This window comes from Reichenbachiella sp. MALMAid0571, assembly GCF_040151475.1.
In the GTDB taxonomy this organism is placed as follows: domain Bacteria; phylum Bacteroidota; class Bacteroidia; order Cytophagales; family Cyclobacteriaceae; genus CAXBNB01.
The window spans coordinates 37,784-64,524 of record NZ_JBDKWG010000137.1 but is presented as its reverse complement, the minus strand read 5'-3'; the positions used below and the strand labels follow the sequence as shown (position 1 = coordinate 64,524).

Sequence of the window (26,741 nt, the reverse complement as noted above, 5' to 3'; positions counted from 1 at the left end):
GGCATGATTGTACCATTTACATACATGGATGTGTTACAAAAAAATGATACAACATAAGTAATCAGGCTACTTGTTTTTGAAGTAGCCTGATATTTTATCATGATTTGCCTTTAGTCACTTCCGTATCCAGAATTTTGGGTAAGTTTAGGATTGACTTCTCTTTCGATTCCAGGAATTGGCCATAGATATCCTTTGGCGGTGTTCCAACTTCGATTGAGTACCACTGTTTCCACCAATTTCCATTTGTCAGGATTGTTAGGGTCTTTTAGTTTACTTTTGTCATAGCCCATTAGATCAGTGGCAGTTTCTGGTCCAATTTGCCAACGGTTTATGTCATACAATCTTAGACCTTCTGCTGCTAATTCAACCCTGCGTTCATGCCTGATCCTATCACGCATTGCTTCTTTCGAAAGACCTGTAGGTAAATCTGGCATTCCGGCTCTTGATCTAATATCATTGATTGCATCATAAACTTCTGTGGTAGCTCCTGATATTTCGTTTGTAGCTTCTGCAAACATTAAGAGTACTTCTGCATACCTGATCATTATCCAATCTTGTCCATCGTAAATTTCCCAATCCCCTCGATCCCACTGCACAAATTTGTTGAAACGCATGGAAGTAGCGGTTTTATCAGTTGGAATATATATTGTAGGAGTACCATCAGATTCGAAAAGCCCTTCCTGTATGCCTCCTGGTTTTAATATAGTATAATCAAACCTGGGATCTCTGTTATCAAATGGGTTTTCAGGATCAAAACCGGAATCAGCTTCATCAATGAGTTTTCCATTGGCCATTTCAAATTCGTTGGCAAGAGAAAGAGTAACAGCATATCTACTGGAATTCACTAATCTTTTGTTCAGTAAAGAAGGCTTGAATTCGGTCATGTATTTGATACTAAAAACCACCTCTTCATTGTCCTCATTTTCTTCCCAGAAAAGCTTTTTGAAAGCATCTGTTCCTTTAAATAAGCCATAAACTCCAAGATCCATTACAGCCTTTGCCGCAGCGGCAGCTCCAGGCATGTCTCCATCAAATAACATAACTCTTGCTTTTAGAGCTAAAGCTGCTCCTTTGGAAACTCTACCTGTTTCATTTTCAAGGGGTAATAGTTCGACTGCAGCATCTAAATCTTTTATAATCTGAGCGATGATATTTGCTCTGGTTTCCCTTGAGACTAAAATGTCATTTGGAGCCACGCTGGGTTTTTCTATTAACAATGGAACATCACCGAAATGCTGAGTCAAATCGAAATAGTAGAAGCCCCGTAAAAACAAAGCTTCTCCCAGATAGGGAGATTTTATTTGCTCATCTACTGTGCTGTTTTGGATTCCGTCTATTGCAAGATTAGCTCTGCCAATGGCATTGTAATCTAGTGCCCATCTATCAAGAAAGTCACCTTCATAGGCGGTATGTTCGCCAGCTTGATAACTTTTGGCTGTATTGTCTTTAAATCCGTAAATGTTGTCGGTATATCGATCCAAACGAATGAATAAGTCCATTTCGAGTGTGCTATAAACACCGACAATTGCTGATCTGATTTCGCTTTCATCTCTGAAAAAGTTGTTGGGATCAAGGCTGTCAATTGGATCCTGATTCAAATAATCTGTACATGCCGTAGAAGCAATTAATGCCAATGACACAATCACTTTAAATAAAGTATTAGTTATAATATTTTTCATGATTTCCAACATTTAAAATTGTAACTGAAGTCCGAATGTCATTGATCTCAAGGGAGGGTGTACCTGAGGAGAAACATTTAATTCCGGATCTGGTCTTTCAGGATCCAGCCCTCTATAATTGGTTGCTGTGAAAAAATTGTGCATATTGAAATAAACCCTCAGTTTTTCAACTCTTATTTTGCTCAACAAATCTTTTGGAAGGTTATAGCCAAGGGTAATGTCTTTGCCCCTCAGGTATGAGCCGTCTTCCATAAAATAATCAGATACAGGAAGCTTTTCTGAATCCGTAGTAGGTTTTGGAATGTTTGTATCTGTATTTTCAGGAGTCCAACGATTACTCAAGTAAGCCAATTTATTGTGAATGTTTCTGAAGTTGGTCATATAGAGTACATTATAAGTCAAAGCATCAATGCCATTTACTCCTTCTAAAAGTAGGGACAAATCAAAGTTTTTCCATTTAGCTGACAGGTTCATAGCATAGATCAAATCAGGGTGAGGAGTGCCAAAAATTACCCTGTCATTGTCGTAAGAAACCTCATTGTCACCATCTATGTCTTTGAACCATAAATCACCTTCTTCGACAGTAACTACCTGAGTTGGAATAGTTCCTATATTATCAGCATTTACTATACCTCCCACAAGAAATCCATAGTAAGAGTTGGCGGCAGATCCTTCCTGCCATACATATTGATTTCCATCAGTTCTACTATCTTTTCCAAAGAAATAGGTTTCTGTTTCTCCTAAATCTGTCACCTCATTTTTATATGAAGAAAGATTTAGATCGACACTTAGAGAGAAATCTTCTGCTACATCTCTAAAAAAACCTGCAGTAATGTCCCATCCTTTGTTAGTTACAATACCTAGATTACTTACTGGATTGTCCTGAACACCAGCTGTTAAAGGTAGATTTACTTCTAACAAAATGTCTTCTGTAGTTCGTTGATAATAGTCGAATGATAGGTTAAACATTTCCAACAGAGTTGCATCAATACCTATATTCTTTTGCACAGTAGTTTCCCATGTAACAGTTTTGTCTGCAATTTGCTGTAAAAAACCACCCGGTTCTAAATTACTTCCTATTGGATAATTTGCCCCAAAACTCAATATATCACTAGCTGCGTAATAATTATTTCCCACATTTTGATTACCTAATGTCCCAACAGAACCTCTTAATTTTAAATTTTGAATCCATGATGTATTGCTCATAAAACTTTCCTGAGATATTCTCCATGCTGCTGATACTGAAGGAAAAGTACCCCATTGGCTTCCCTCAGCAAACCTTGAAGAACCATCATGCCTGATACTGGCTTCAAAAAGATAGCGGTTGTCATACCCGTAATGTACTCTTCCAAAGAAGGAAACCAATCCAAAGGCACCTGCGGAGCTACTGTTAACCATTGTTCCCACATCGCCCAATTTCAGTTCTGGCTGGAAATTGTTGATCAAATTTGACCTTCCTGCGCTGAATGAAGATTCTTCATACAATTCGTTGGCATTCCCTGCTAAAAAGGTAAAGTTGTGTTTGTCAACGTCCAGATTGTAGTTTAGTGTAATATTGGTTGTTTGGCGTTGAGAAGAAAATTCTCCCTGAGAAATAGAAGAGGGATTGTTGTCTATTCTATCTTGCCAAAATTCATAGCTTTTATAAGCAGGTGTGAATTTTTTCGATTTTTGACGTGTCTGCTGAATTGCATATTCAAATTTCAGGTTTAAGTTTTTTACAATCTCAGCATCTGCTCCAACAATACCCTGAACAAAATCACTTTCTTTGTTGTTAATAGCACCTAGTTGGAGTTCACGAAACGAACTGCCTGTGTAATATCCATTTGAAAAACGATATCCTGACCATGGAATTTGTTCCCATGCACCAATTCCATCATCGGCACCTCTATCGCTTTCTTTTTTTATCCAGTAAAATTGAGCATACAACCTGAGTCTGTCATCAATGGCAAACATTTCCTGATTGAAGCGGGCGTTGTAGTTTTTAGCCCAGTTGCCAACTTTTACTCCATTTTGATCTAAATACCCAAGACTAAAAACAGATTTACTGTTTTCTCCACCGCCTTGCAAACTGATATGATGTTTTTGTATGGCAGAAGAACTATAGTACATATCACTTGTCCTTACATCTTGATAATTATTGATATTTGCAACTTGATCAGCCGTGAGATTGTTTCCAAAATTGAAGTCAGTGATTCTTTGTGCACTTTTCAGGTTTGCTATGTCTTCATCACTAAAAAAAGCTCCCTGGCCATCGTTGGTTAGTGCTTCATTATACATGACAGCATGTTCATGAGCACTTAATAATTCAGGCATTCTTGTAAGATTTTGAACCCCGTAGTAAGTGTTGTAAGAAACTTTTAAGCTTCCATCTCTGCTACCACTTTTTGTAGTTACGAGTATTACACCGTTGGCAGCACGGTTTCCATATATAGCAGCTGAAGCAGCATCTTTTAATACAGATACTTCTTTAATGTCCATAGGATCGACGTTGTTGATGTTGCCAACAATACCATCGATGAGTACAAGCGGTCCACTTCTACCTGACCCCAATGTACCTACTCCTCGGATCTTAATTGATGGTTGGTCATATCCGGCTTCACCGGATCCCTGAATTACCTGAACCCCACTTCCTTTACCCTGTAATGCTAAAGCAGCATTTGTCAATGGTGCATCTGCGAAACTTTCTGTGCTTATTTGAGTAACTGAACCTGTTAGGTTTACTTTTTTCTGCGTACCATACCCGATTACTACGATCTCTGAGAGTTGAGTAATATCTGGAGTCAATTGTATATTTACTTCAGACCTGCTCTGAATAGATGCCTGCTGACTGGTATATCCGACAAAACTGAAAACTAATACTCCATCTTCAGGAGCATTTAGCTTGTAGTTTCCATTGATATCTGTAATTGTACCATTTATTGTACCCTCAACAAGCACATTTACTCCCGGTAGTTCTTCACCATCATCTCCAGTTACCTTTCCCGTAACTTCGATATCCTGAATACTATTGTTAGTATTAATCAGCTCGACAACAGAAGGTTGTTCAATTGGAGATTTCGAAACATGTATCGTTTCATTGATTCTTTTAAAACTAAGGCTTGTTTTTTTTGAGATAAATCGAAGTAGCTCTGCAAGACTTACATCACTGAAGTTTCCTTTTAGGTTTTTATTCTTTGCCAATTTTCGATCGTACTGAAAATTAAAATCAGTCTTAGCACCAATTTCTAAAAACACTTGTTCCAGATTGGTATTTTTAAGTTCTAAAGAGATGTAAACATCTTCAATGCTTTTCTTCTGTGCGGCTATATCTGTTGCCAACAATAGCCCAGCAAATAAACACTGTAGGTAAACCCCGATGAAAGTGTATTTCGCTATCACAATGATTTGTGGTAATAGTTTGAATTTCATAAATTTACATGTTTGAATTATAAAATTTGAATGATGCCAAAAGGAATCTTATGAGGTGCAACTCAGACGACTTCAGGCAGTTTTAGAAACCGGTAATATTTGCGTGTTACCGGTTTTTTTTAACTACTGTTTATCTCAATATGCATAAGATTTGTATTTAGTTGATTGTTACTTTGCTGCCATCTATCCGAAAGGAAAACCGCTCAGGATAGCTGAAAACATCAAGAATATATTCAAGTGATTTGTTTTCAAATTTTCCGCTAAAACGCCATTCCGGATCAATCTTTTTATTCTTGCGAATGGTGAATTTTACACCGTACCATCTTTCTAAGTGTTTTACAACTTCTTTAAAATCAGATCGACCAAAATGTAATATTCCATCCTTCCATGCAAGAAGTTCGCTGGCTTCAAATGGAGTGACCAGTATTTCGCTTTCATTTTTTGGGACACTGGCTAATTCATCATGAGTCAGATAAACTTCTGCATCTATATTTTTCTTGGGGTCGTGAGTATTTACTTTGACTTTCCCTTCAACTACAGCTACTTGCACCTGATCTTTTTCCGGGTATGCATTGATGTTGAAGGAAGTTCCCAGTACGGTAGTAGAGATGTTTCCGGTTCTTACTATAAATGGAGCATCAGCATTGGGTGTTACTTTAAAGAAGGCTTCTCCGGTGAGAATTACTTCTCTTTTGTCAGAAGAAAATTTGTCAGGATAAGAAATGTGTGATCCTGCATTTAGTTTTATGTTGGTACCATCTGCTAGTGTAAGGGTTATTTTTTGGCCTAATGCAGCTTTTTTATGCACCATTGTCACTTCTTTTCTATTTGAACCATGCATTGTAAATTTTAGTACAACTAATGATGAAATGACTATAAATGCTATTGCAGCAGCAATTCTAACTGACCAATTAATGGTTTTAGGTTTATTTTTAATAGTCTGAAGAGAGAGGGATCTATCATCTTTAGAATTTCTGAGCTTTTGCCATTCGTCATCCAAAGTTTTGGAGTCTATAATTTCTTCTTTAAAATTTAGAGCCAACAAAATTTGCCTGGCTTTTTCTACTTTGGGTTGTAGTGCCGGATTAGAATCCAGCCAGATACTCCATTTTTTTTCATTTTTAGGGTCAGAACCTTTGACCCAGTTTTGAAAGTCTTCATCAAGAATAAAGTCGGAGGTTTTGTATTTATTATATTTTTGCTTTTCCACGTGATAATTTTAATCTTCATAAGTAGAAAGCAGTAATTGTCAGGAAGTGACCCTGTCTGATGTGATTTTTTTTAAAAAAATATTGTAAGGAGTGAAGGGAGGTCTTTGGATCCTGTGTTTAATTGTTTGCTAAGGTTATCTAAAGCTTTGTAAATCAATTTGTAAGATGCTCTGGTGGAAATATTCATAGCATGTGCAATGTCAGCAAAAGATTGGTCACCATAAAATTTGAGATAGAGTGCTTCTTTCTGACGTTCCGGGAGCTTTTCGATTCCTTTTTGTAATGATGCAATTTTTGTTTTCAAGGTTTGATCTTGAATCATGCGAGATTCAACTGATAATTCTATATGGAATCTGAGTTTTTTTTGGTCTAATTCTACAAACTCTGATCTGTCATTGATTCTTTTAAGGATAAGTCGTCTGGCAGATGCTAATAAATAATTTCTAATAGAATTGCATTCACCCAGATTTGATCGCCTTTCCCAAATTTTTGAAAATAAGATTTGTAAGCAATCTTTAACTTCTTCTTTGTCAGAATTGAGTTTGAGCCCGTAATTGATAAGAAATTGATATTGTGTTTTGAAAATGACCTCATAAGCTTTGATTTCGCCTCGTTTGAGAGCCTCCCATAATTCGGAATCAGAAGGAACTTTAGATGAGTCTAACTTCATTTGGTCTAATCATGTATGGTTGATAAGACCAAAGGTATATTAAAAATGGTTTTATACAGAGTTGCCTGTTTTTACCAAACTATTAATTTAGTATCTACTTAGTATTTACAGTATAAGGTACACCCTTGAATCAGGGTAATCGTTTTTAAAAACAAAACCTCCTTACCGCACCAGTTGCGGTATCTTTTAAGGTCACAGTCAATTCTAAGAGACCCCTGAATACCCGCCTGCGAGGCAGGGGTCAGGAGATAGCAAGAATTTTTAAATGCGATCGCCCTGACGCTTTAGTGAATTGAAAACATCATCTTAATTTTCAAAATTCATTTCTAAAAGTTCTTTCTCTGTGTAGGGCTTGCCATTCTTAGGTGGTTTGCTGCGCAGTGCTTTAATTTCCTTGGTTGAAATACTCTTTTTATCATGTACATAAGCATTTTGAAGGAAACGAATAATATCTACTATATCCTGATCTGACAGGGATTTGTTGTTGGCTAGCCCTGGCATGGTTCCGTTGAGTTCATACAGTTTCCCATTGACATGAACCGGGCCTTGAAGCCCGTGTAGCACTATTGAAGCCAGCCTTTTTATTGATCCGGTCACATATTCGGACTCTCTCAGTGGTGGAGCCAGTTCTGTAATACCATCTCCGCTGGGCCCGTGGCATGCTGCACAGATACTTCTGAATAGTTTCAATCCATTGGTTCGGGCATCTTCTTTCACCGATACATTGATATATATGGGATTGATGACACTATCTTTCTTATTTTGAATGATTCCTGCCAGTGTTTCCTTTAACAATTTGGGCTTTCCGTATGTTTCTAAATATGATTCCTCCAAACCGGAAAGACTGCTGGCAATAGCTTCCTGATAATTTGGTTCGTCGGTATATCGCATTGAAAGCTGTTCAATGTATGGCAGAAATTCTTTTTTTGCGAGTTTTATCCACGGGTTTAGAGTTGTACAAAGATAAAAATCAATCAGTTGATCATTTCTTTTTAGCAACATAGTGGTCAACTGCTTCATGGAATTTACACTGATTTTTTCAACGAAATTTTCCAAAAGGCTTAAAGAATGAACTATAGTTTTAGGATGGTTTGTTTTTGTGAGAATGACCTCATTGAGCAACTCAAATGAGAGTAAGTTTAGCCCGTCTAAAGTGTATAATGCATGTATTTGTGTTTTGAAAGATTTTGTCTCCCGAATCAGGTTGATTAATTGTTCTTGAATGGAATTATCACTATTGGTAATGAGCAATTGCTGAGCCCTGTCTCTGATCCATCCATTGGTGCTGTGGAGTAGTTCCACCAATTCTGCTCCCGATGCGTTTTCAAAATCAGGAATAGCATTCAGTGGTTTATCGTTGCTTGTTACTTTCAACACCCGCCCCATGGTTTTAATTGTATCGAGTTGTTTGTCTGCCAGATGTTGAGTGAGGTATTGTGAAATAAATGCTTTGTGCTGGATGATTCCTCTGTGCATATCCAAAATATACATGGCACCATCAGGTCCATTAAACAGGTTGACAGGGCGGAAACCTTCATCAGTAGAAGCAATAAATTCCTTTCCTTCCCATGCCTGAGTAGCTGCAACTTTTACTCCTTCGAAGGCCAGAATATTTCGTTTGATAATATTGGCTTCCGGGATGCAAACGAATGCATTTAGGTTGTATTCATCAGGAAATTGTCCTCCTCTATATACCAGAGGTCCGCATGCTGCTGTTGTGTTTACAACCATACTGTCCTGATCCAGATTACCTTCTATATATCCGCGATTGATAGAGGTGGGATGAAGAGGATATACTCTCTGGTTTTTGTTCAGTGTTCGGTTTACATTTTCTGATGGTTTCAAATATTGGTTTCTGATTACTTTGTTGGGCAATACAAAATCACCTTTGATCTGGTTGGAGTTGCTGTTGTAATACAACCTGCCAAAATCATCTTTAGTAATGCCCCACTGTCCACGATAGGAGGTTGGTTCTTTGATCCATTTGCCATTTTTGCGCTGGTACCGGAAGTTTGAATTAGCATTGTAAATCCAGTTGTCGAGGTTCATCATGAGTCCGTTTGGCTGGTGCTCTACATTGCCGGCATCTGCATAGACAGAATCAACTAGAGTCCTTTTTCCCGGCATGTCATTGTCTATTTCCACAAACCAAAGGTTTGGTGGTTCAACATATAGCAGTCCCCCATACAGATGGGCAATTGCTCTGGGTAGTACCAGATTGTCAAGAAAAACCTTGCTGTGATCAGCTATGCCATCTTGATCCAGATCTTCCAGAATTGCAATTCTTCCTAAAGGTTCTTCTTCACCTATTCCTTCAATGTTGGGCATATAACCGATCATTTCCACTACCCACATTCTACCCTGATTGTCAAAATCCATTGTGACAGGAGCATCAAGAAGGGGTTCAGATGCGACTACCTGCAAACTGAACCCATCGACTATTTTGTAATCATCTAAAGGAATCAACGGTTCGTCGAACGATGTTTTTTGACAGGAAAAAATAAAAAAGATAGAAACCAGAAGTGGAAATACGGATTTTTTCAAAAAACTAGTACTGAACATTCAAATGAGTAATTGAGAGTAATGAATATGGTTTGAAACTGGCTGTTAGTTTTTATTTCAAATTTGAAGGTAAAGAGAATATTTTATTTTCTTCTTTTTGTCAAATTGAATATTAAAATGAGGCACATTTGGCTATTTAAATGGTACAATTGACTTTTTTAAAGCTGATATAATGCATTGTAGTCATAAGTGAAAATTGACAAAGGGTTTTATTCTTCCCCTCTCAATATTGGGTGATCAAAAGGCCTGTCTCTGTATTCGGAAGGAGAAACTCCATACATTTTTTTGAAGCACTTGCGGTAGTAGTTGGGATCCTGAAAGCCTATTTCATAGCATACTTCATTCACATTCATGAGTGTATTTTTGAGCATATTGGCAGCATTTCTTAAACGAATAGAACGTACAAACTCTGTGGCAGTCATGTTAGTGAGTACTTTTATTTTTCTGTACAAATGACCTCTGGTCATCTTGAACTCACGCCCCAGAAATTCTATTCCAAAATCAGGGTTTTTCATGTGTTTTTCTATGCTTTTAATGATGTGTTCCAAAAAACGTTCATCGGCGGTAGTTACTGCCAATTCACTAGGGTTTAGGTTGAATTCTTTTACAAATCTTTCTCTTAGTTTTCGCCTGCTTTCGATTAGGTTTTGGACTTTAAGTTCCAGTACCTGTTGCGGAAATGGTTTGCCGACATAGTCATCTGCACCGGTTTCCAGTCCATTTACTTTAAATATAAGGGATGTTCTTGCTGACAATAAGATTACTGGGATGTGACTGGTTTTAATGTCTCTTTTTATTTTGCTACACAGCTCGATACCATTCATTTTAGGCATCATCACGTCACTAATGATAAGATCAGGATGGAATTTTAATGCTTTTTCCCAACCTTCTTCTCCATTGTTTGCCGTCACTATCCGGTAGCTGGTATTGAATATTCCGGCGATATACATTTGCACATCGAGGTTGTCTTCAACGAGCAGAATGAGTGGTTGCTTTTCTAGCTGTTTGGAATCTTTGTTTTGTTCGGTAATGATGATATTGGAAGGTGTGTTTTCCAAAGTCAGTTTGTTATAATGACTTTCGGATTCACTGTCCTGAAAATTTTTCAAAATATCATTTTCACTTAAATGGCTATTACCCAAAGGCAATTGCACAATGAAGCTGGAGCCTTTGCCCATGGTACTTTCAACGGAGATTTTTCCTTTGTGTAATTCAATAAAGCCTTTGGCAATGGCAAGACCAATGCCACTGCTGTTTTCCTGTGCAAAATTTGTATTTACTTCTTGCGAGAAACGGTCAAATATTCTGTCTAATGCATTTTCTGAAATGCCTATTCCTGTATCTTTTACTATTATTTTAACCTGACCGTCGGTAAAAAAAACTGAAGAACCTGAATCAACTATTATCTCTAATTCTATTTTACAGCCATCAGGTGTAAATTTAAAAGCGTTAGACAATAGGTTGTAAAACACCTTTTCAATTTTATCCCGGTCAAAAATCACCTTGATTTCTTTTTCTTCACAAGTGAATTTGTAGTCTATTTTCCTGAACCTGGCCTGTTCCTGAAAAGAAAGAAAAATCTCATATATGAACAGCACTATATTTCCTTCTGCACAACGGAGCTGGCTATGATTGGTTTCCAGCTTTCTGAAATCCATCAACTGATTGACAAGCCGGAGTAGATGCTCTGCATTTTTGTAAGCTGTATTGTACAAATTTCGGGTGATGTTGTCTCCGTGATGAGAACGGATCAACTTTTCAAGGGGCCCCAAAATTAGCGTTAATGGTGTTCGTAAATCATGGGAAATATTGGTGAAAAACCGATATTTCAACTCATGCATTTCTTTTTCCTGTTCGTTTTTGAAATGCTCTAATTTCAACTCATTCTTAAGCTCTAGCCGGTTAGCAATAATTTGTTTGATCAGGTAAAAAAAGCCGATTATAAGAACAGCATAGAGTAAGTATGCCCACCAGGTTTTCCATGAGGGAGGTGAGATCGAAATGATAACAGGTTTGCTCTCAGAAGCCCAAATACCATCACTATTGGTAGCTCTTATTTTAAAAATATATTTACCCGGATCGAGGTTCGTATAAGTTGCTTTTCTGTTTGATCCTATGTAATTCCAGTCATCAAAGCCTTCTAAACGATAACTGTATTTTGTTTTTTTGGATTGAGAATAATTTAATGCTACAAAATCAATGAACAAAGTGTTTTGATGGTATGGGAGTTTGAGTCGTCCTTCTTTTGATATTTTTCCTACTGAAGGTTTATATACTTTTTTATTACGTTTGATGCTGGCTATTGTAATGTCAGTAAGTTCGATCGTCGGAGCATAAATTTCTTCTGTGATTTCTTCTGGATTGAAGGTGATGATACCATAGGGGCTTCCGAAATACAAATCACCATTTGCAGACTTAAGGTATGCATTTTTTTTAAAATGATCGCTTTGGAGCCCATGTTCTCTTTGCAAATGCTTGAAGCTTCCATTAGCCTTGTTGAATTGATATAATCCACTAGTAGAACTGATCCAAAGATTATTTCTATTGTCAGACAGAATGCCTGTGATGTTACCGTCTTTTAAGTTGGCACTTGTAAATTCCTTAATTGTTTCTGTTTTGGTATCAAGTCTGTACAAGCCATGTGCTGCTGTTCCAAGCCATATATAGTCTTCATCCTGAAATATACATTGTACGGATGGAATGTCATATTTTTTAAATTCCCAACCGTCATCCCCTAGTTTTACCAATCCACTGGATTGATTTAATGCCAGCCATATATTTTTTTGATTGTCTTCAAATATGGAATTGATAGTATTTGTTAAATCAACCTCATTGAGGTTGGGAGTGTATTTTATGGTTTTATTCGCATTAATATCATAATAGTGTAATCCGGCCGAAGTACCTATCCAAAGATTGCCATTCGAATCTTTTTTGATACTTCTGATTCTGTTGACACTTAAATCATTGAGGTTTAAGTTATTGAAATTAACCGCAGTAAATTCCTTGGTTGAAATATCAAAATTATAGAGCCCACCATACAATGTGCCGAGCCATAAATTATTATTTTCTCCCACTTCAATTTGCATGATGTGATTCGAGGCAGCTCCCGATAATGCTTTTTTTTGTTTAAAATATTGGAAGGTTTGAGTAATCGGATCCAGGACGTTGAGCCCACCACGATCAGTTGCTATCCAAATTCTACCATCTTTTCCTTCAGCGATGAAAGTAATTACATTGTATGCCAACCCTTTTTTGTTTCCGGTGTATTGGTAATGCTTAAATACATTGAAGTTTTTGTCCAGATAGTTGATGCCTCCGAAAAATACACCCACCCAATAGTTGCCTCGTTTATCTTCATAAATAGAAGTGACTCCATTGTTGTTCAGACTATATGGGTCATTGGGGTCGTTTGTTATTTTTAGCTCAAAATCTGATTCAGGATCAAAAACTATCAGCCCATCAAATGTTGCCAGCCATAACTTCCCGGTTTCATCTTCTTGTATGTCTCTGACTCTGTTGAGCAATACATCATTTTCTTTTATTGATTTTAAAGGATAATATTCAAATTGTTGCTTGTCTTGATTGAAAAAAGAAAGACCTGCCTGATTTGATCCAAACCAAATTCTGCCTTTAGAATCCTGAATTAAAGTATTGACGGGTGGATCTTTGTCTATTCTGAACTTTTCGTGAATTGAAAAATGGGTCAATGAGTTGCTGTAAGGATTTAGACGGCTAATATAACTTTGTCCACCGATCCAGATGTTGCCATCATTAGTCAGTAGAATTTTACCAATATTATTTTCCGGAAGGGTTTTGTTATCCTTTGGGTTATTTATATAGTGATGATTAACTGATTTATTTTTGTTGAGTACAAATACTCCGCTATTGGTGGCGATCCATAATTTGCCCTGCAAATCTTCTTTTATATCACGAATCTGCATTTTTGAACCACCAGTTCCTATAGCGATCTCTGAAAAATTATCTTTTAGTCGGTTATAAATATTTAACCCGTTAGAAGTTCCTATGTACAAATTGCCTTGAGAATCTTCGAAAAGTGCTTTTATTCTGTTAGAGCTTATAGTGGTGGAATCATTAGCACCATGAAAAAATGGTTTAAATGAATACCCGTCATAGCGGTTCAGCCCATTTTCAGTGCCAACCCACATAAAGCCTTTGACATCTTCGATAGTGCACGTAACCTGATGATGGGACAATCCTTGTTCTGTAGAAAAATGCTTAAACCTGTAAGACTTAGGTTGGCTCACTGCGGGTATGATGTTCATTAATATCATGATGAACACCGTATATATTTTTGCAATGTTTATGACCCTCAATTTTCTCAAAAATTTCTTTGGTAAAGTTACTGGAGTGCTATTTTAACACTCTTAGTTTTTTCAATTTATCCTATTTTAAGGCATAAAGATATACAGTTTCTGTCTCCATAAAAATCTAAAATTTACTGGAAATACATCTACCTATGTAAATGATACAATTACAACTTTTTGTGTGTAGTTCCTTGATTTAGGTTTGTAATATCAATAAACTAAGTTTGGTTATACGTAGCTGGTTGATAAGAGTAGGAACTAAATTTCATAAACGAAAACAATGCGAATCACATCATTTTTTATTCTAGGCTTCTTAAGTGTATTTTATTCATGTGCACAGCAAAAACAGTCGCCAAACATTATATTCATTCTTACCGATGATCATGGATGGATACATACTTCGCATCTGGCAGATCCTAAAGTAAAGGATTCCAAAAGCGATTATTATGAAACGCCAAATATTGACAAACTAGCAAAATCAGGAGTAATGTTTACGCAAGGTTATGCACCAAATCCAATTTGTGCGCCTACCAGAAACAGCCTGATGTTTGGACAGAATGCGGCCCGTCATATTTATTCTGAGGATGTAGATTGGTACAAGAAAACGCAAGATTGGTTCACTATTCCCAGAGTGTTGAAAAAAGCCAATCCTGATTACAAAGCTGCTCATTTTGGAAAATGGCATATCGCCATGGAACCAAAAGTAGCAGGTTTTGATCTGGATGATGGTATGCCTACTAATGGTGGAGGAGAAATATTTGCGGCAGGCTATATCAATCATAAGGATTATATCGAAAACACAAATGAATACCTGCGAAAGAACAACGTGCCTAATCCTGATAATCTGAGAAGGACAGGAAAACCATCTTTGTATTGGAGTGATGAAAATCCTAAGGATATCTTTGGAATTACCGAAAGAGCCAAAGGCTTTATGAATAAGAGTATTGAAGAAGGTAAGCCATTTTATGTTCAATTGTCACACTATGCTACACACCTGTCATTATCATCTACTAAAGAAACCTATGAATATTTTAAAGCTAAATCTAAAGGTGACAGGCATAAATCCCCTGAATATGCTGCCATGCTGAAAGATTTAGATACCAGTATAGGTATGATTATGGACTATGTGAAAAAGGCTGGGATTGCTGATAATACCTATATTTTTTTGATGGGAGATAACGGTGGAAGGCTTACTTTTAATCAAATGGCTTCATTAGACGAGAACAAAGAACTGATCGAAGTGCATTATAATGATGAAGGTGATCGAAATATCCCTTTACGTGACGGGAAGCATTCATTTTATGAAGGTGGGCTGAGGGTGCCATTTATAGCTGCCGGACCTGGCATTCAATCCAACAGGGTCAGTGAAACTCCTGTTACGGGGTTGGACTTGTTGCCCACTTTTGCAGATTTGGCAGGATATAAGTCCGGTTTTCCAAAGGAAATTGACGGAGGGAGTTTAAGGCCTATATTGATGAATCAAGCGGAAGACAAAGTAAGCCGTACTAAAGATGCCCTGTATTTTCATCAATCATCACACAGGCCATCCCGGAGTGCAGTAAGGCTTGGAGATTATAAGCTGATTAAGTATTGGCAAAAGGATGGGAAATATGAAGGCACTCCCAAAGTAGAGTTATTTGACCTTTCCACCGATTTGGGCGAAACCACCGATATATCTAAAAAAGATCCTGCTAAAACCAAAGAATTGGAAATCCTGCTTTTAGAATTTATCAAAGAAACCAATACAGTTACTGAAAAAAGGGACATTGAAAGTGCTGTTTATCGTTTGTTGAATGACCTGGGGCAAAGTGATCAACCTGATGAGTAGGTTGAAAATTTATATGATCATTGCCAATGATATTGACATTCTGACTGGAAAGAAGAGATCATAAAAAGAGGTGAATTTAAAAAGTAAACACAGGATCAATTAAAAGCCTAACAGGAATATGTTTCGGGAAAAATCTATACCTCAAGTCTATTGGATTTCATTGTTGTTGGTTATTGCGGTTGTGGTAATTAGCTCATTATATTATATTGAAAATAATGGTAGCCTTTCAGACGATTTAAAGACAGGTACTGTCAGTTATTTTGCAGATAATGGTTTTGGCAAACCATTGAGTACCATGCAACATCCTGCCGGGGAATATTATAAGGAAGTGACATATCTGTCATATCAAGGGCCTCACGAAGATCCTTATGTTTGCTCCTATAATCATAAAACCAAAAAATGGGTAGGGCCAATTCAGGCTGGAACAAGTGCCTTGGGACATATCATAACCCCGACCGATCCTGATGAAATAGACAATCATGGTCGTCCGGCGTTGATTGTAGATGAGCTGGGTTATATCCATGTTTTTTTTGGAGGACATGGAGGACATTTCGGTTTGGGATCAAATCCTTTGGGGTTTACCGGAAGTGGAAAACAAACACATGTAGTTTCTAAAAATCCGGGGGATATATCTTCCTGGGAGGTATTGGACAATATTTCTCCATTTGGGACTTACAGCCAATTGATGAAAATGTCTAATGGAAATATCTATTTATTTTACAGGCATGGACCTCACCGAAGCGATTGGGTATATCAAAAATCTATAGATAACGGCAGGACTTTTTCCGACCCGGTATCCATACTCAAGCATAAAAAGCAAACCGATAATTCTTCGGTATATGATGCCTGGTATGCATGGTTTCAGGAAGGGCCTGATGATACCGTTATAGCAGCTTTCAATTATCACCCTTGTGCCAATCCTGACCATTCTTCCCTTCGGGTAAATTCCTATGCAATGAAGATGAACACAGTTGATGATTCCTGGGAAAATGCCATGGGTGAGAAATTAGAGATACCTTTAACTAAAGAATCTGCTGATGCAATGGTTCTTATATTTGATTCTGATGGGAAAGGAACACGATTAGGAACCACCAGGGCAGATTCGAAAGGAAATATATATTCATATTTCAGACATTCATCAAAAGAACCCCTTCTGTTATACCATCGATGGAATGGAGAGTCTTGGCAAACGTCAAAAATCAAGGAGTCAGGATATAAATTTAATGACGGGGATTTTGTATTTGAAGGTAAGGATAAAATTCAATTTCTCTTGTCACTACGCAATGGAAGTTCGGAAGAGATTGGGTGGTGGAATTCTAACAACAATGGTATCAACTGGGAAAAAGGAAATTCTTTTATTTCCAGTAGCAATTCAAAATTTGTAATGAGTGCATTGATCAGAAATGCCCATCCGGATGCTCGGATAATAGTGGGCGAAATTCCGAATAATCCGGTTGGCTTATACAGTAAACTCTACCTATTTGGTGATGCAGGATCGATAATGAGAAATTAAATAATGTGGCAAATCCAATTTGCATAAAGAATGATAATAATGAACGAGACTAAAAAGCGCATGAATAATATTAGAAGTATTTTGGCTGGAATAGTTGTATGTGCCTGTCTTGCCAATGTGCAAGCCAAAGATTACCTCATTACAGATTATGGAGCAAAACCTGATGGTATTACCTTAAACTCAAAAGCTATACAATCTGCTATAGATGAGGCATTTAATGCAGGTGGAGGTAAAGTAATTGTTCCTGCGGGTGTATTTTATACGGCCACACTAGAACTCAAAAGCAATGTCGAGTTGCACTTGCAAAAAGGTGCCATGCTTTTGGGAAGCACCAATATCTACGATTACCACAGAGTGCAGGGCGACAATGCGTTGATTATTGCCAGAGGACAGGAAAATATTGTGATTTCAGGAGAAGGCACTATTGATGGACAAGGGCAGGAGTTGGCGTTGAATATTGACAGTTTACACCATAGTGGGATTATGGTTCAAGAGAATTACAACTACCGCAGGATGCGACCTGGAGGAAGGCCAAACTTGTTGAAAATTAATGAATGTAAGAATGTGAAAATCACTGGTATTACCGCAGTTGATGCTACAGATTGGGTACTACGGTTCAATAAATGTGACCAACTCGAAATTGATAATGTAACCGTAGATAGTGATGCCTACTGGAACAATGATGGGATCGATATTGGAGATTGTAAAAACGTAAGAATTACCAATTGTAATGTGAATGCTGCTGATGATGGTATTTGCCTCAAATCTGAGGATCTCAATTCATTTTGTGATCAGGTTTACATAGCCAATAATGTGGTTCGATCCAGTGCCAGTGCCATCAAATTTGGCACGGCATCACATGGAGGTTTTAAAAATGTAACTATTGAGAACATCAAAGTTTATGACACATTCAGGTCTGCCTTGGCATTTGAGGCTGTAGATGGAGGAATTATTGAAAATGTGACGGCCAACAACATTACGGCTACCAATACAGGTAATGCCATTTTTATCAAGCTTGGGCATAGAAATGTAGATGGGGAAATTGGGGCTGTCAGGAACATAAAAATAAGCAATGTCAAAGTAGAAATTCCATTTGGAGCACCGGACGTCAATTACAAAATAAGAGGCCCGGAATTGCCTTTTTTTCATAACCCTTTTCCATCATCTATCTCAGGTCTTCCAGGCCACAATGTGGAAAATGTTACGATAGAAAATGTTGAAATATCTTATCCCGGTAGGGCAAATCGTGGGTATGCTCACATTCCGTTGTGGAGATTACATTCTGTGCCTGAAGTTGAAGAAAAATACCCGGAGTTTAGTATGTTTGGAGAGCTTCCTTCCTGGGGTTTTTATGTCCGCCATGTTGATGAGTTGGAGTTGAAGAATGTAAAGCTCACTGTCAGAGAAGAAGATTTTCGACCAGCGTATGTTTTTGATGATGTAAAAAATCTCAAAATAGAAGGTGGAAATATCACATCGCCCAATAAAATTGTTCAGGTAGTAGTAAAAGACGTGACGGCATTGGAGATGAAAAACGTGTTTGTCGGTGGAGAGAAAATCAAGACAATTCCTTCTTATGGTGAAAATTCAAAAATCAAAGGTGTAGAACTTATCAGTCAACCTGAAATAGCAAAGAAAAGTACTCGACTTTAAACGCTCATGATCAATAAAGACATTAGGTTTTTTTATTGTAAATCCTTCATTTGGCTGTTCCTTTTTTTATTTGGTTGCACTCCAGACAAGCAGGAAAATCATAACAGGATCCAGCTTTTTTACAATGAACCTGCTTCTGATTGGTATGCAGCTTTGCCAATCGGTAATGGGAGAATGGGAGCAATGATTTTTGGGACTCCTGAAATTGAGCATTTGCAGTTAAATGAGAATACACTGTATTCAGGCGAACCTTCCACTGCATTTAAGGATATGCAAGTGACAGATGCAGGTCTTGAAAAGGTCGTAGCTTACATTAAAAATGGTGAATATTCAGATGCAGAGCAATATGTTAAAGACCATTGGATGGGAAGCTCAGATCAGGCTTATCAGCCTCTGGGTGATCTTTATTTAGATTTTTCTCACGATGAAGTTACTGATTATAAAAGATCTTTGGATATTTCTGAGTCTTTAGTTACAGTAAATTACAAACACAAAGGGGTTAATTATACAAGAGAATACCTGGCAAGTCATCCGGATCAGGTGATCGCTATGAGATTTACGTCTGATAAGCAGGAATCAATTGATTTTAAAGCATATTTTGGCTCAATCCATCCGACAATTGTTCAGACTTCAGAGGGGCTTACAGAATTGATATTGACAGGTCAGGCTCCAGGATTTCTTACCAACAGAACATTGGAAGAAATTGAAGAGAAGAATTACCAACATAAATATCCTGATATTTATGACGAAAAAGGAAACAGAAAATCTTTTGCTAAACAGGTATTGTATGGTGATGAAGCAGATGGTAAAGGGATGTTTTTTGAAGCCCGTTTGAAAGTAATTACGGAAGGAGGACAGATAGAGGCAAGTGATGAAGGAATAAAAGTGAGTGGAGCGGATGAAGTGACTTTGTTGTTGTCGGAAGCTACAAGTTTCAATGGTTACGACAAGAGCCCTTCCAGAGAAGGCAAAGATCCATCAATCTCAACTAAACGGGATATTGAAAAAGCTTCTGCCAAAAAGTATGAAGAAATAAAGTCAGCGCATACTACTGATTATACTGATCTTTTTTCCAGAGTTGAACTCAATTTAGGAAAAAAAGATAATGGAAATACCCTGATAGTCCGTGATCTTTTTGATCAATTTAAGAAATCAGAAAATCCCGATTTAGTTAAATTAATGTTTCAATACGGCAGATATCTGATGATATCAGGTTCTCGTCCTGGAGGCCAACCCCTAAATCTACAAGGGATATGGAATCAGGAAACATTGCCACCGTGGAATAGCAATTATACCACCAATATCAATGTACAAATGAACTATTGGCCTGCTGAAGTTACCAATCTTTCGGAGTGTCATGAGCCTATGTATAGATTGGTCAAGGAACTTTCCGAAAGTGGTAAAAAAACAGCCAGAGGTATGTATGGTCGGGATGGGTGGCTTTGTCATCACAATACCACGCTATGGAGAGATACCGAAACCTCAGACAGCAATCCTATGAGTGGATACTGGCCAATGGCAGCTGGCTGGCTGGTTAGTCATTTGTGGGAACATTATCTTTTTACAGGAGATGATGAGTTTTTAAAGAATAAAACTTATCCGGTTCTGAAAGGAGCTGCGGAATTTTACGCAGACTGGTTAGTTGATAATGGTAAAAGGCAACTGGTTACACCTGTTTCTATTTCTCCTGAAACCAGTTTTATGGTCAATGGAAAAAAAAGCGTGCTGAGCCAAGGTTCAACTATGGATATGAGCCTGATACGGGAAACTTTTGCCAGAACAATTGAAGCATCTGAGAAATTGGGTATTGATCAGGAGTTTAGTGACGTATTGAATTCCAAACTGAGCAAACTGTTGCCTTATAAAATAGGCTCTTTTGGTCAGGTACAGGAGTGGCAGTACGACCATATTGAAAGACATCCTACTCACAGGCATTTATCACAACTTTACGGTTTTCATCCTGGAAATCAGATCAATGCCATTACCACTCCTGAATTATTTAAAGCAGTGGAACGTACCCTTGAAAGAAGAGGGGATGAGGCTACTGGTTGGAGTATGGGATGGAAAATTAATATGTGGGCAAGAATGATGGACGGTGATCATGCATATAAAATACTCAGCAATTTTCTCAGGTATATTGAAGAACCCAGAGAATCAGACAGAGCTACCGGGTTTTATGATGCCGGACTTTTTCCAAATTTGTTGAGTTGCACACCGGTATATCAAATAGATGGGAATTTTGGCTTCACTGCCGGAGTAGCGGAAATGCTTCTACAAAGCCATGCAGGTGATATATTTCTTCTTCCTGCTTTACCATCTGCCTGGCCAGAAGGGGTGGTAAAAGGCCTTAAAGCAAGGGGAGGATTTGAAACAGAAATTTGTTGGAGTGAGGGTAGAATAAAAAGAGCAATAATTAAATCTAACCTTGGCGGTATTTGTCGGGTGAGGTCTAAGTGGCCAATTAAAGTAGAGAGAGTAAAAAGCTCAAACCGTCAAGGGAAAAAACTGAATCCTCTTTTCACTTTTATTGATCCGGGCAAGCCCGAAATAGTAAACAATGCTGATTTGAATATCTCGGAGAGACCTGAAACTTATGTGATCGAATTTGAAACTGAATCAGGTAAATCATATACGATATCAGCTATAGAAGACACTTCTGTCCAAAATACTAAATCTTACATTGTTTCCACTGAGGAAGCATTTTTGGAGGCAATGAGAAAAGCCAATCCAGGGGATGAGATTGTAATTAAGAATGGAGTTTACAAAGATTGGTCATTGAATGTTTCATTGAAAGGATCAAAGAAATTGCCAATTAAAATAAAATCTGAATCGCCACAGGGAGTTATATTTTCTGCCTCTAAAATTCTCAATAAACCCATATTAAATATAACAGGAAGTAATTTGATTCTGGACGGGTTTTCTTTTAATGACATTGTATTTGAGAGCTTTTTGTTCAAGCTGAATGGATCAAAGAATGTTAGAATCACAAATTGCAATTTCGGGAAAATCCAGGGAGATAAAAGTGAAAAGAAAATGCTCCGTATCGAAGGAAATGCAGATGGCAGCCGGATAGATCATTGTCAATTTATACAAAACGACAATGTACAAACCATCACCATTCGGGTGGAAGAAAATAGTTTTCCTGTCAATACGAGGATTGACCACAATGAATTTCGAAATCTCAATATGAATGAAGGAGGCGAAGGTTCAGAAACGATACAAGTATCCCAGACAGTAAGGAATTATTCTTATGAAAAATTGACTTTGAAAACCATTGTTGAAGACAATCATTTTGAAAATATACGGGGTGATGCAGAGACTATTAGCAACAAAAGCAATCAAAATATTTACAGAAGAAATACCCTCATTAATTGCAACCAACTGGTACTTAGGGGTGGCCATGATTGTATAGTCGAAGACAATGTGCTTATTAATTCTAACGGTCCGGGAATCAGAATCTACGGTTCCGGGCATACAATACGGAATAACATCATCAGAAATTCATCAGGAGATGGTATAGCACTTTGTTACGGTTTAGGATCTGGAAAGAAAGCCAACACTCTTCGGATTGCTGCTATCAGGAATATTATTATGGATAATGTGATTGAGAATGCCGGTAGTAATGGGATGTTTTTAGGTGAAGGAAAAGGTACTGACTATGCAGATCATAAGCATAGAAAATCATGGAATACCGGTCACATTCAGGATATTCCGCCATCAGAAAATTATATCACTTTTAACAGAATAATAAAAGCGAAACATAAACCAATAGAGGTTTCAGGTGCAACAGATAACAAAATTGTAGATAATGAATTTGAATAGAATAAGCTTATTTTTCCTATTGATTTGCTGCTTTCTGATTTTTGGAAGTACCACTTTGTCTTTGGCAGGTGAGGGCAATAAAAAGCCAAATGTCCTTTTTGTAATATTTGATGACCTCAATGACTGGGAAGGAGTATTGAAAGGACACCCTCAGGCACTTACGCCTAATATTGACCGATTAGCAAAGAAAGGTGTGTTGTTTACCAATGCTCATTGTGCTGGTGTTATGTGCAACCCTTCCAGAGCTTCGGTAATCACCGGGTTGCGTCCTACAACCACTGGTATTTACACCAATAACGATACTCCATTTGATTTATACAAAAACAAGCAGACATTAAATAAACACTTTAAAGAGAATGGTTACTATGTAGCTGGTGCCGGAAAAGTGCTTCATAAGTTCTATTACGAAAAGGATGATTGGGATGAGTTTTCCGGAAGAAGAAAGGAAGAGGGTGTTGTGCACAATAGGGACAACCCAGAACCAGAAAACATAAGGAATGTTGCAGGTGTGACCTGGGGGGCATTTTCAACTCCAGATTCTCTAACTTATGATGCAAGGTCTGTGAAATGGGTAAGTGAACGGATCGATCAGGATCACGATAAACCATTCTTTTTAGCTTGTGGGATTTTCAGACCACATACACCCTGGTTCAATCCTAAAGAATATTTCGACAAGTACTCGTTGGAAGACCTGAAACTCCCATCAGTAGATAGCAATGACCTGGATGATGTTCCATTGATTGGGAAAAATATTGCTTTTTCTACTACCAATTTTACCGATCCAAATGACCTTCACAATGATGTTTCAAATAAGGATCATGAAGCAATAAAGAAACAGGGCGCATGGAAGGAAGCAGTGCAAGGATATTTAGCTTCAGTTAGTTATGCCGATGCTCAGTTTGGTAAGCTGCTGGATGCCCTTGAAAGAAGCCCCTATGCAGACAATACAATTATAGTCCTTTGGAGCGATCATGGCTATCACCTTGGAGAAAAAGAACATTGGCATAAAGGAACTTTGTGGGAGCAAGTGACCAGAATACCTTTGGTAGTTAGTGCTCCGGGGATTAAAAATGGGAGTGAATGCAAAGAAGCAGTGAGTCTGATTGACATTTATCCTACTCTTCTTGACTTATGCGATTTGCCTGATGTAACCGGACTGGAAGGCCGGAGTTTAGTGCCTCAATTGCGAAATTCTGAAAAGAAGAGGAGTATGCCTGCTGTTTCAAGCATAAATCCAAATTATCATTCTATTCGTGATGAACGCTATCGCTATATCACTTATGGTGACGGGCAGGAAGAATTGTACGATCATAATAAAGACCCTGAAGAACGGACAAATCTTGCAGAAGATCCGAAATACAATAAAATAATACAAAAACTAAAAAAATATATACCAACGGATTCTAAAGCAGCTCTAATGGGGTCGTATTCTGAGTAGTACGTTGAGTGTCAGTCATCCCCAGACTTGTTCTGGGGTCTGTTACTTTTACTCAAAAACAAAAGGAATACTGCAACAGGATAAGCAATCCCATTTTTAATGTAAAGGCTGAAAAGTGAAATAGAAAAAGCACAAAATGAATAATATGATGACTAAAGTTTTAAAATCAACTATGAAAACCATGGGGACGGGCTTCTTTTTGCTAAGCCTTTTGTTTGGAAACGCACTTGCACAAAGGCCTGTAGATTTGGTAAATCCTTTTGTGGATGCAGCCAACTCTCGTTGGTTTTTCTTTACTTCAGCTTCCAGGCCATTTGGTATGGTCAACCTTAGTCCCGATATGGGATTGGGTGGAGCATGGGATTCCGGCTATCGTTACGATCAGGATACCATCCGTTTTTTTAGTCACATCCATGCATGGCAGCTATCGGGGGTGCCGGTTTTGCCAACAATCGGTGAGTTTAAAGGACATTTGAGCCCACACGCCTATGGGTCAAAATATTCTCATGAAAATGAAACGGCTAGTCCAGGGTACCATTCGGTGTTGCTGGAAGACTATGGCATCAAAGCTGAACTTACATCTACCACAAGGGTTGGTTTCCATCGTTATACTTTTCCTAAATCCAATCAAAGTCACATTTTACTCGACATGAATACGGAATTGGGACCTAGTGGAACGGATGCAGGTTATGTTAAAAAATTATCGAATACCAAAATTGAAGGTTACACCATCATGGAAGCGACCATCAGAAGGCCTAAACCCACCTATGTCTATTTTTCTATTGAATTTGACAAACCGTTTTTAGAACTAAATGCATGGCAGAATGGAAAGCTTCTAGGCAAGGTAAAGAAGTTTGAAGGTGAAAATGGAGGAGTTTACGTGAAGTTTGATACTGAGAAAGATGAAGTCATTCAAATGAAAGTGGGCATTTCCTATGTGAGTGAGGCTCAGGCAAGACTAAACATGGATACAGAACTCCCTCATTGGGATTTTGATCGTATTGTAACAGAATCCAAAGATGTTTGGAACGAACACCTTGGCCGAATAAAAATTGAAGGGAATACCCAAAAGCAACAAAGTCGTTTCTACACAGATTTGTGGCACGCCATCCAGGGCAGAAGGATTATCAGCGATGCTAACGGCCAGTATTGTGATATGACTGGAGACAAAAAACGAACAGGTCAGATTCCACTTGATGCCAATGGTCAACCAAAATTCAACCATTACAATTCTGATTCCTTTTGGGGAGCCCAATGGACTATCAACACACTTTGGCATTTGGTTTATCCAGAGGTGACAGAGGGATTTGTCAATTCCATGCTCATGATGTACGACGATGGAGGAATGATTCCCCGTGGGCCTGCAGGAGGCAATTATACCTATGTAATGACCGGAGCATCTTCCACACCGTTTATTGTAAGTGCTTATATGAAAGGGATTAGAGGATTTGATGCAGAGAAAGCTTATGAAGGGATGAGGAAGAATGCCATGCCGGGAGGAATAATGGGCAAAGCCGGGTATGAACATGACACGGATTTAGGTGGGGGTTTGAAATACTATATTGAAAATGGATTTGTTCCTTATCCTATGCCGGATAAAAACAAAGGATTTCATAATGACGGTACGGGACAAACGCTGGAGTATGCTTATCAGGATTGGTGTCTGGCACAAATGGCTAAAGATTTGGGAAAGGATGATGATTATGAAATGTTTATGAAAAGGGCTCAAAATTATAAAAATGTATTTGATACCTCGATTGGTTGGTCAAGAACCAGAAATGTGGACGGCAAGTGGCAAGAACCTTTTGATATTTTAGAATACCATCATGGATACGTTGAGAGTAATTCTGTTCAAGCCACGTGGTTTGTACCTCATGACTTGCAAGGACTATTCGACCTAATGGGTGGAAAGGAAGCTGCGGCAACTATGCTTGACAGACAATTTAATATTGCTGATCAGCATAATTTTGTGTCACATAATTTTCGGAATGATCCATTTGTTAAAAGGGAGCGGAAAAGAACCTGGTTGAATTATGGAAATCAGCCTTCTATGCAAGTTGGTTATATATTCAACTATGCAGGACAGCCATGGTTGACGCAATATTGGACCAGAGAAATAGTGAACAGGATTTATAGTGACCTTGATCCATGGCATGGATATAACGGAGATGAAGATCAGGGGTTAATGGGGTCTTTGGCTGTTTTAATGAAGATGGGCATTTTTGAAATGAGGGGAGGTGCTGCTAAAAATCCTGAGATTCAGGTAGGGAGTCCAATATTTGATAAAGTAACGATACAACTCAACCCTGACTACTATAAAGGAAGAAAGTTTGAGATTGAAACAATCAATAATTCAGACAAAAACAGGTATTTACAATCTATTGATCTAAATGGCAAAAACTTGAATAAAGTTTGGCTTAACCATAGTGATGTGGTGAATGGTGGTACATTGAAATTAGAAATGGGAAGTAAACCAAATAAGAATTTAGGTTCAGAAAAACAGACCTTACCTGGTTCTGTTTCAAAATAGGAGGTTGTTCTATGTTTTTACTAAAGAATTTGACATTTAATGTTATAAAAAAGTGGCATTTTTGATGTAAGAGTTTTTTTATACAATATGCTAAAACAT

At 37.9% G+C, this 26,741-nt stretch carries 12 protein-coding genes; 6 read left to right on the top strand and 6 right to left on the bottom strand.

What is annotated here, in order from left to right; genetic code table 11:
- Positions 1-110: 110 nt before the first annotated feature.
- The 6 genes from AAOP42_RS13930 to AAOP42_RS13905 form a co-directional block, all read right to left on the bottom strand.
- Positions 111-1,679 carry a RagB/SusD family nutrient uptake outer membrane protein gene (locus AAOP42_RS13930; RefSeq protein ID WP_349529145.1) on the bottom strand — a complete coding sequence of 523 codons (1,569 nt, stop codon included), beginning with the start codon at positions 1,677-1,679 and terminating at the stop codon, positions 111-113.
- Positions 1,680-1,691: 12 nt separating this feature from the next.
- Positions 1,692-5,090, bottom strand: a complete 3,399-nt coding sequence (locus tag AAOP42_RS13925) for a SusC/RagA family TonB-linked outer membrane protein (RefSeq protein WP_349529144.1) — start codon at positions 5,088-5,090, stop codon at positions 1,692-1,694.
- A gap of 157 nt (positions 5,091-5,247) precedes the next feature.
- Complete coding sequence (locus AAOP42_RS13920) at positions 5,248-6,300, bottom strand: FecR family protein (protein ID WP_349529143.1); 1,053 nt, start codon at positions 6,298-6,300, stop codon at positions 5,248-5,250.
- A 71-nt stretch (positions 6,301-6,371) separates the two neighbouring features.
- Positions 6,372-6,971 (bottom strand): RNA polymerase sigma factor, encoded by a 600-nt coding sequence (locus AAOP42_RS13915; RefSeq protein WP_349529142.1) that lies wholly within the window; start codon positions 6,969-6,971, stop codon positions 6,372-6,374.
- Between the two features lie 306 nt (positions 6,972-7,277).
- Positions 7,278-9,533, bottom strand: a complete 2,256-nt coding sequence (locus AAOP42_RS13910; protein WP_349529141.1) for a PVC-type heme-binding CxxCH protein — start codon at positions 9,531-9,533, stop codon at positions 7,278-7,280.
- Positions 9,534-9,742: 209 nt separating this feature from the next.
- Positions 9,743-13,816: a hybrid sensor histidine kinase/response regulator transcription factor gene (locus AAOP42_RS13905; RefSeq protein ID WP_349529140.1), complete on the bottom strand. Its 4,074-nt coding sequence runs from the start codon at positions 13,814-13,816 to the stop codon at positions 9,743-9,745.
- Between the two features lie 322 nt (positions 13,817-14,138).
- On the opposite strand from AAOP42_RS13905, the gene AAOP42_RS13900 reads away from it, so the two are divergent.
- The 6 genes from AAOP42_RS13900 (at position 14,139) to AAOP42_RS13875 (ending at position 26,642) form a co-directional block, all read left to right on the top strand.
- Entirely contained in the window at positions 14,139-15,686 is a 1,548-nt protein-coding gene (locus AAOP42_RS13900; protein ID WP_349529139.1) for a sulfatase, read from the top strand.
- 118 nt (positions 15,687-15,804) lie between these two features.
- Positions 15,805-17,199, top strand: a complete 1,395-nt coding sequence (locus tag AAOP42_RS13895) for a BNR-4 repeat-containing protein (protein WP_349529138.1) — start codon at positions 15,805-15,807, stop codon at positions 17,197-17,199.
- Positions 17,200-17,238: 39 nt separating this feature from the next.
- Positions 17,239-18,852 carry a glycoside hydrolase family 28 protein gene (locus AAOP42_RS13890; RefSeq protein WP_349529137.1) on the top strand — a complete coding sequence of 538 codons (1,614 nt, stop codon included), beginning with the start codon at positions 17,239-17,241 and terminating at the stop codon, positions 18,850-18,852.
- Positions 18,853-18,858: 6 nt separating this feature from the next.
- Positions 18,859-22,674, top strand: coding sequence for a glycosyl hydrolase family 95 catalytic domain-containing protein (locus AAOP42_RS13885; protein WP_349529136.1), 3,816 nt, complete (start codon positions 18,859-18,861; stop codon positions 22,672-22,674).
- The gene (locus AAOP42_RS13880; protein ID WP_349529135.1) at positions 22,661-24,112 is read left to right on the top strand and encodes a sulfatase; all 1,452 of its coding nucleotides are present in this window, start codon (positions 22,661-22,663) and stop codon (positions 24,110-24,112) included. The genes AAOP42_RS13885 and AAOP42_RS13880 overlap by 14 nt, the downstream gene beginning before the upstream one ends.
- A 145-nt stretch (positions 24,113-24,257) precedes the next feature.
- A complete protein-coding gene (locus tag AAOP42_RS13875) occupies positions 24,258-26,642 on the top strand; it encodes a GH92 family glycosyl hydrolase (RefSeq protein WP_349529134.1) in 2,385 nt (794 codons plus the stop codon).
- The last annotated feature ends 99 nt before the right edge of the window (positions 26,643-26,741 follow it).

Bases quoted from the DNA above. Each gene is read 5' to 3' on its own strand.
- AAOP42_RS13930 (WP_349529145.1), bottom strand. From the start codon at position 1,679: ATGAAAAATATTATAACTAATACTTTATTTAAAGTGATTGTGTCATTG.
- AAOP42_RS13925 (WP_349529144.1), bottom strand. From the start codon at position 5,090: ATGAAATTCAAACTATTACCACAAATCATTGTGATAGCGAAATACACT.
- AAOP42_RS13915 (WP_349529142.1), bottom strand. From the start codon at position 6,971: ATGAAGTTAGACTCATCTAAAGTTCCTTCTGATTCCGAATTATGGGAG.
- AAOP42_RS13910 (WP_349529141.1), bottom strand. From the start codon at position 9,533: ATGTTCAGTACTAGTTTTTTGAAAAAATCCGTATTTCCACTTCTGGTT.
- AAOP42_RS13905 (WP_349529140.1), bottom strand. From the start codon at position 13,816: ATGAACATCATACCCGCAGTGAGCCAACCTAAGTCTTACAGGTTTAAG.
- AAOP42_RS13900 (WP_349529139.1), top strand. From the start codon at position 14,139: ATGCGAATCACATCATTTTTTATTCTAGGCTTCTTAAGTGTATTTTAT.
- AAOP42_RS13895 (WP_349529138.1), top strand. From the start codon at position 15,805: ATGTTTCGGGAAAAATCTATACCTCAAGTCTATTGGATTTCATTGTTG.
- AAOP42_RS13890 (WP_349529137.1), top strand. From the start codon at position 17,239: ATGAACGAGACTAAAAAGCGCATGAATAATATTAGAAGTATTTTGGCT.
- AAOP42_RS13885 (WP_349529136.1), top strand. From the start codon at position 18,859: ATGATCAATAAAGACATTAGGTTTTTTTATTGTAAATCCTTCATTTGG.
- AAOP42_RS13880 (WP_349529135.1), top strand. From the start codon at position 22,661: ATGAATTTGAATAGAATAAGCTTATTTTTCCTATTGATTTGCTGCTTT.
- AAOP42_RS13875 (WP_349529134.1), top strand. From the start codon at position 24,258: ATGATGACTAAAGTTTTAAAATCAACTATGAAAACCATGGGGACGGGC.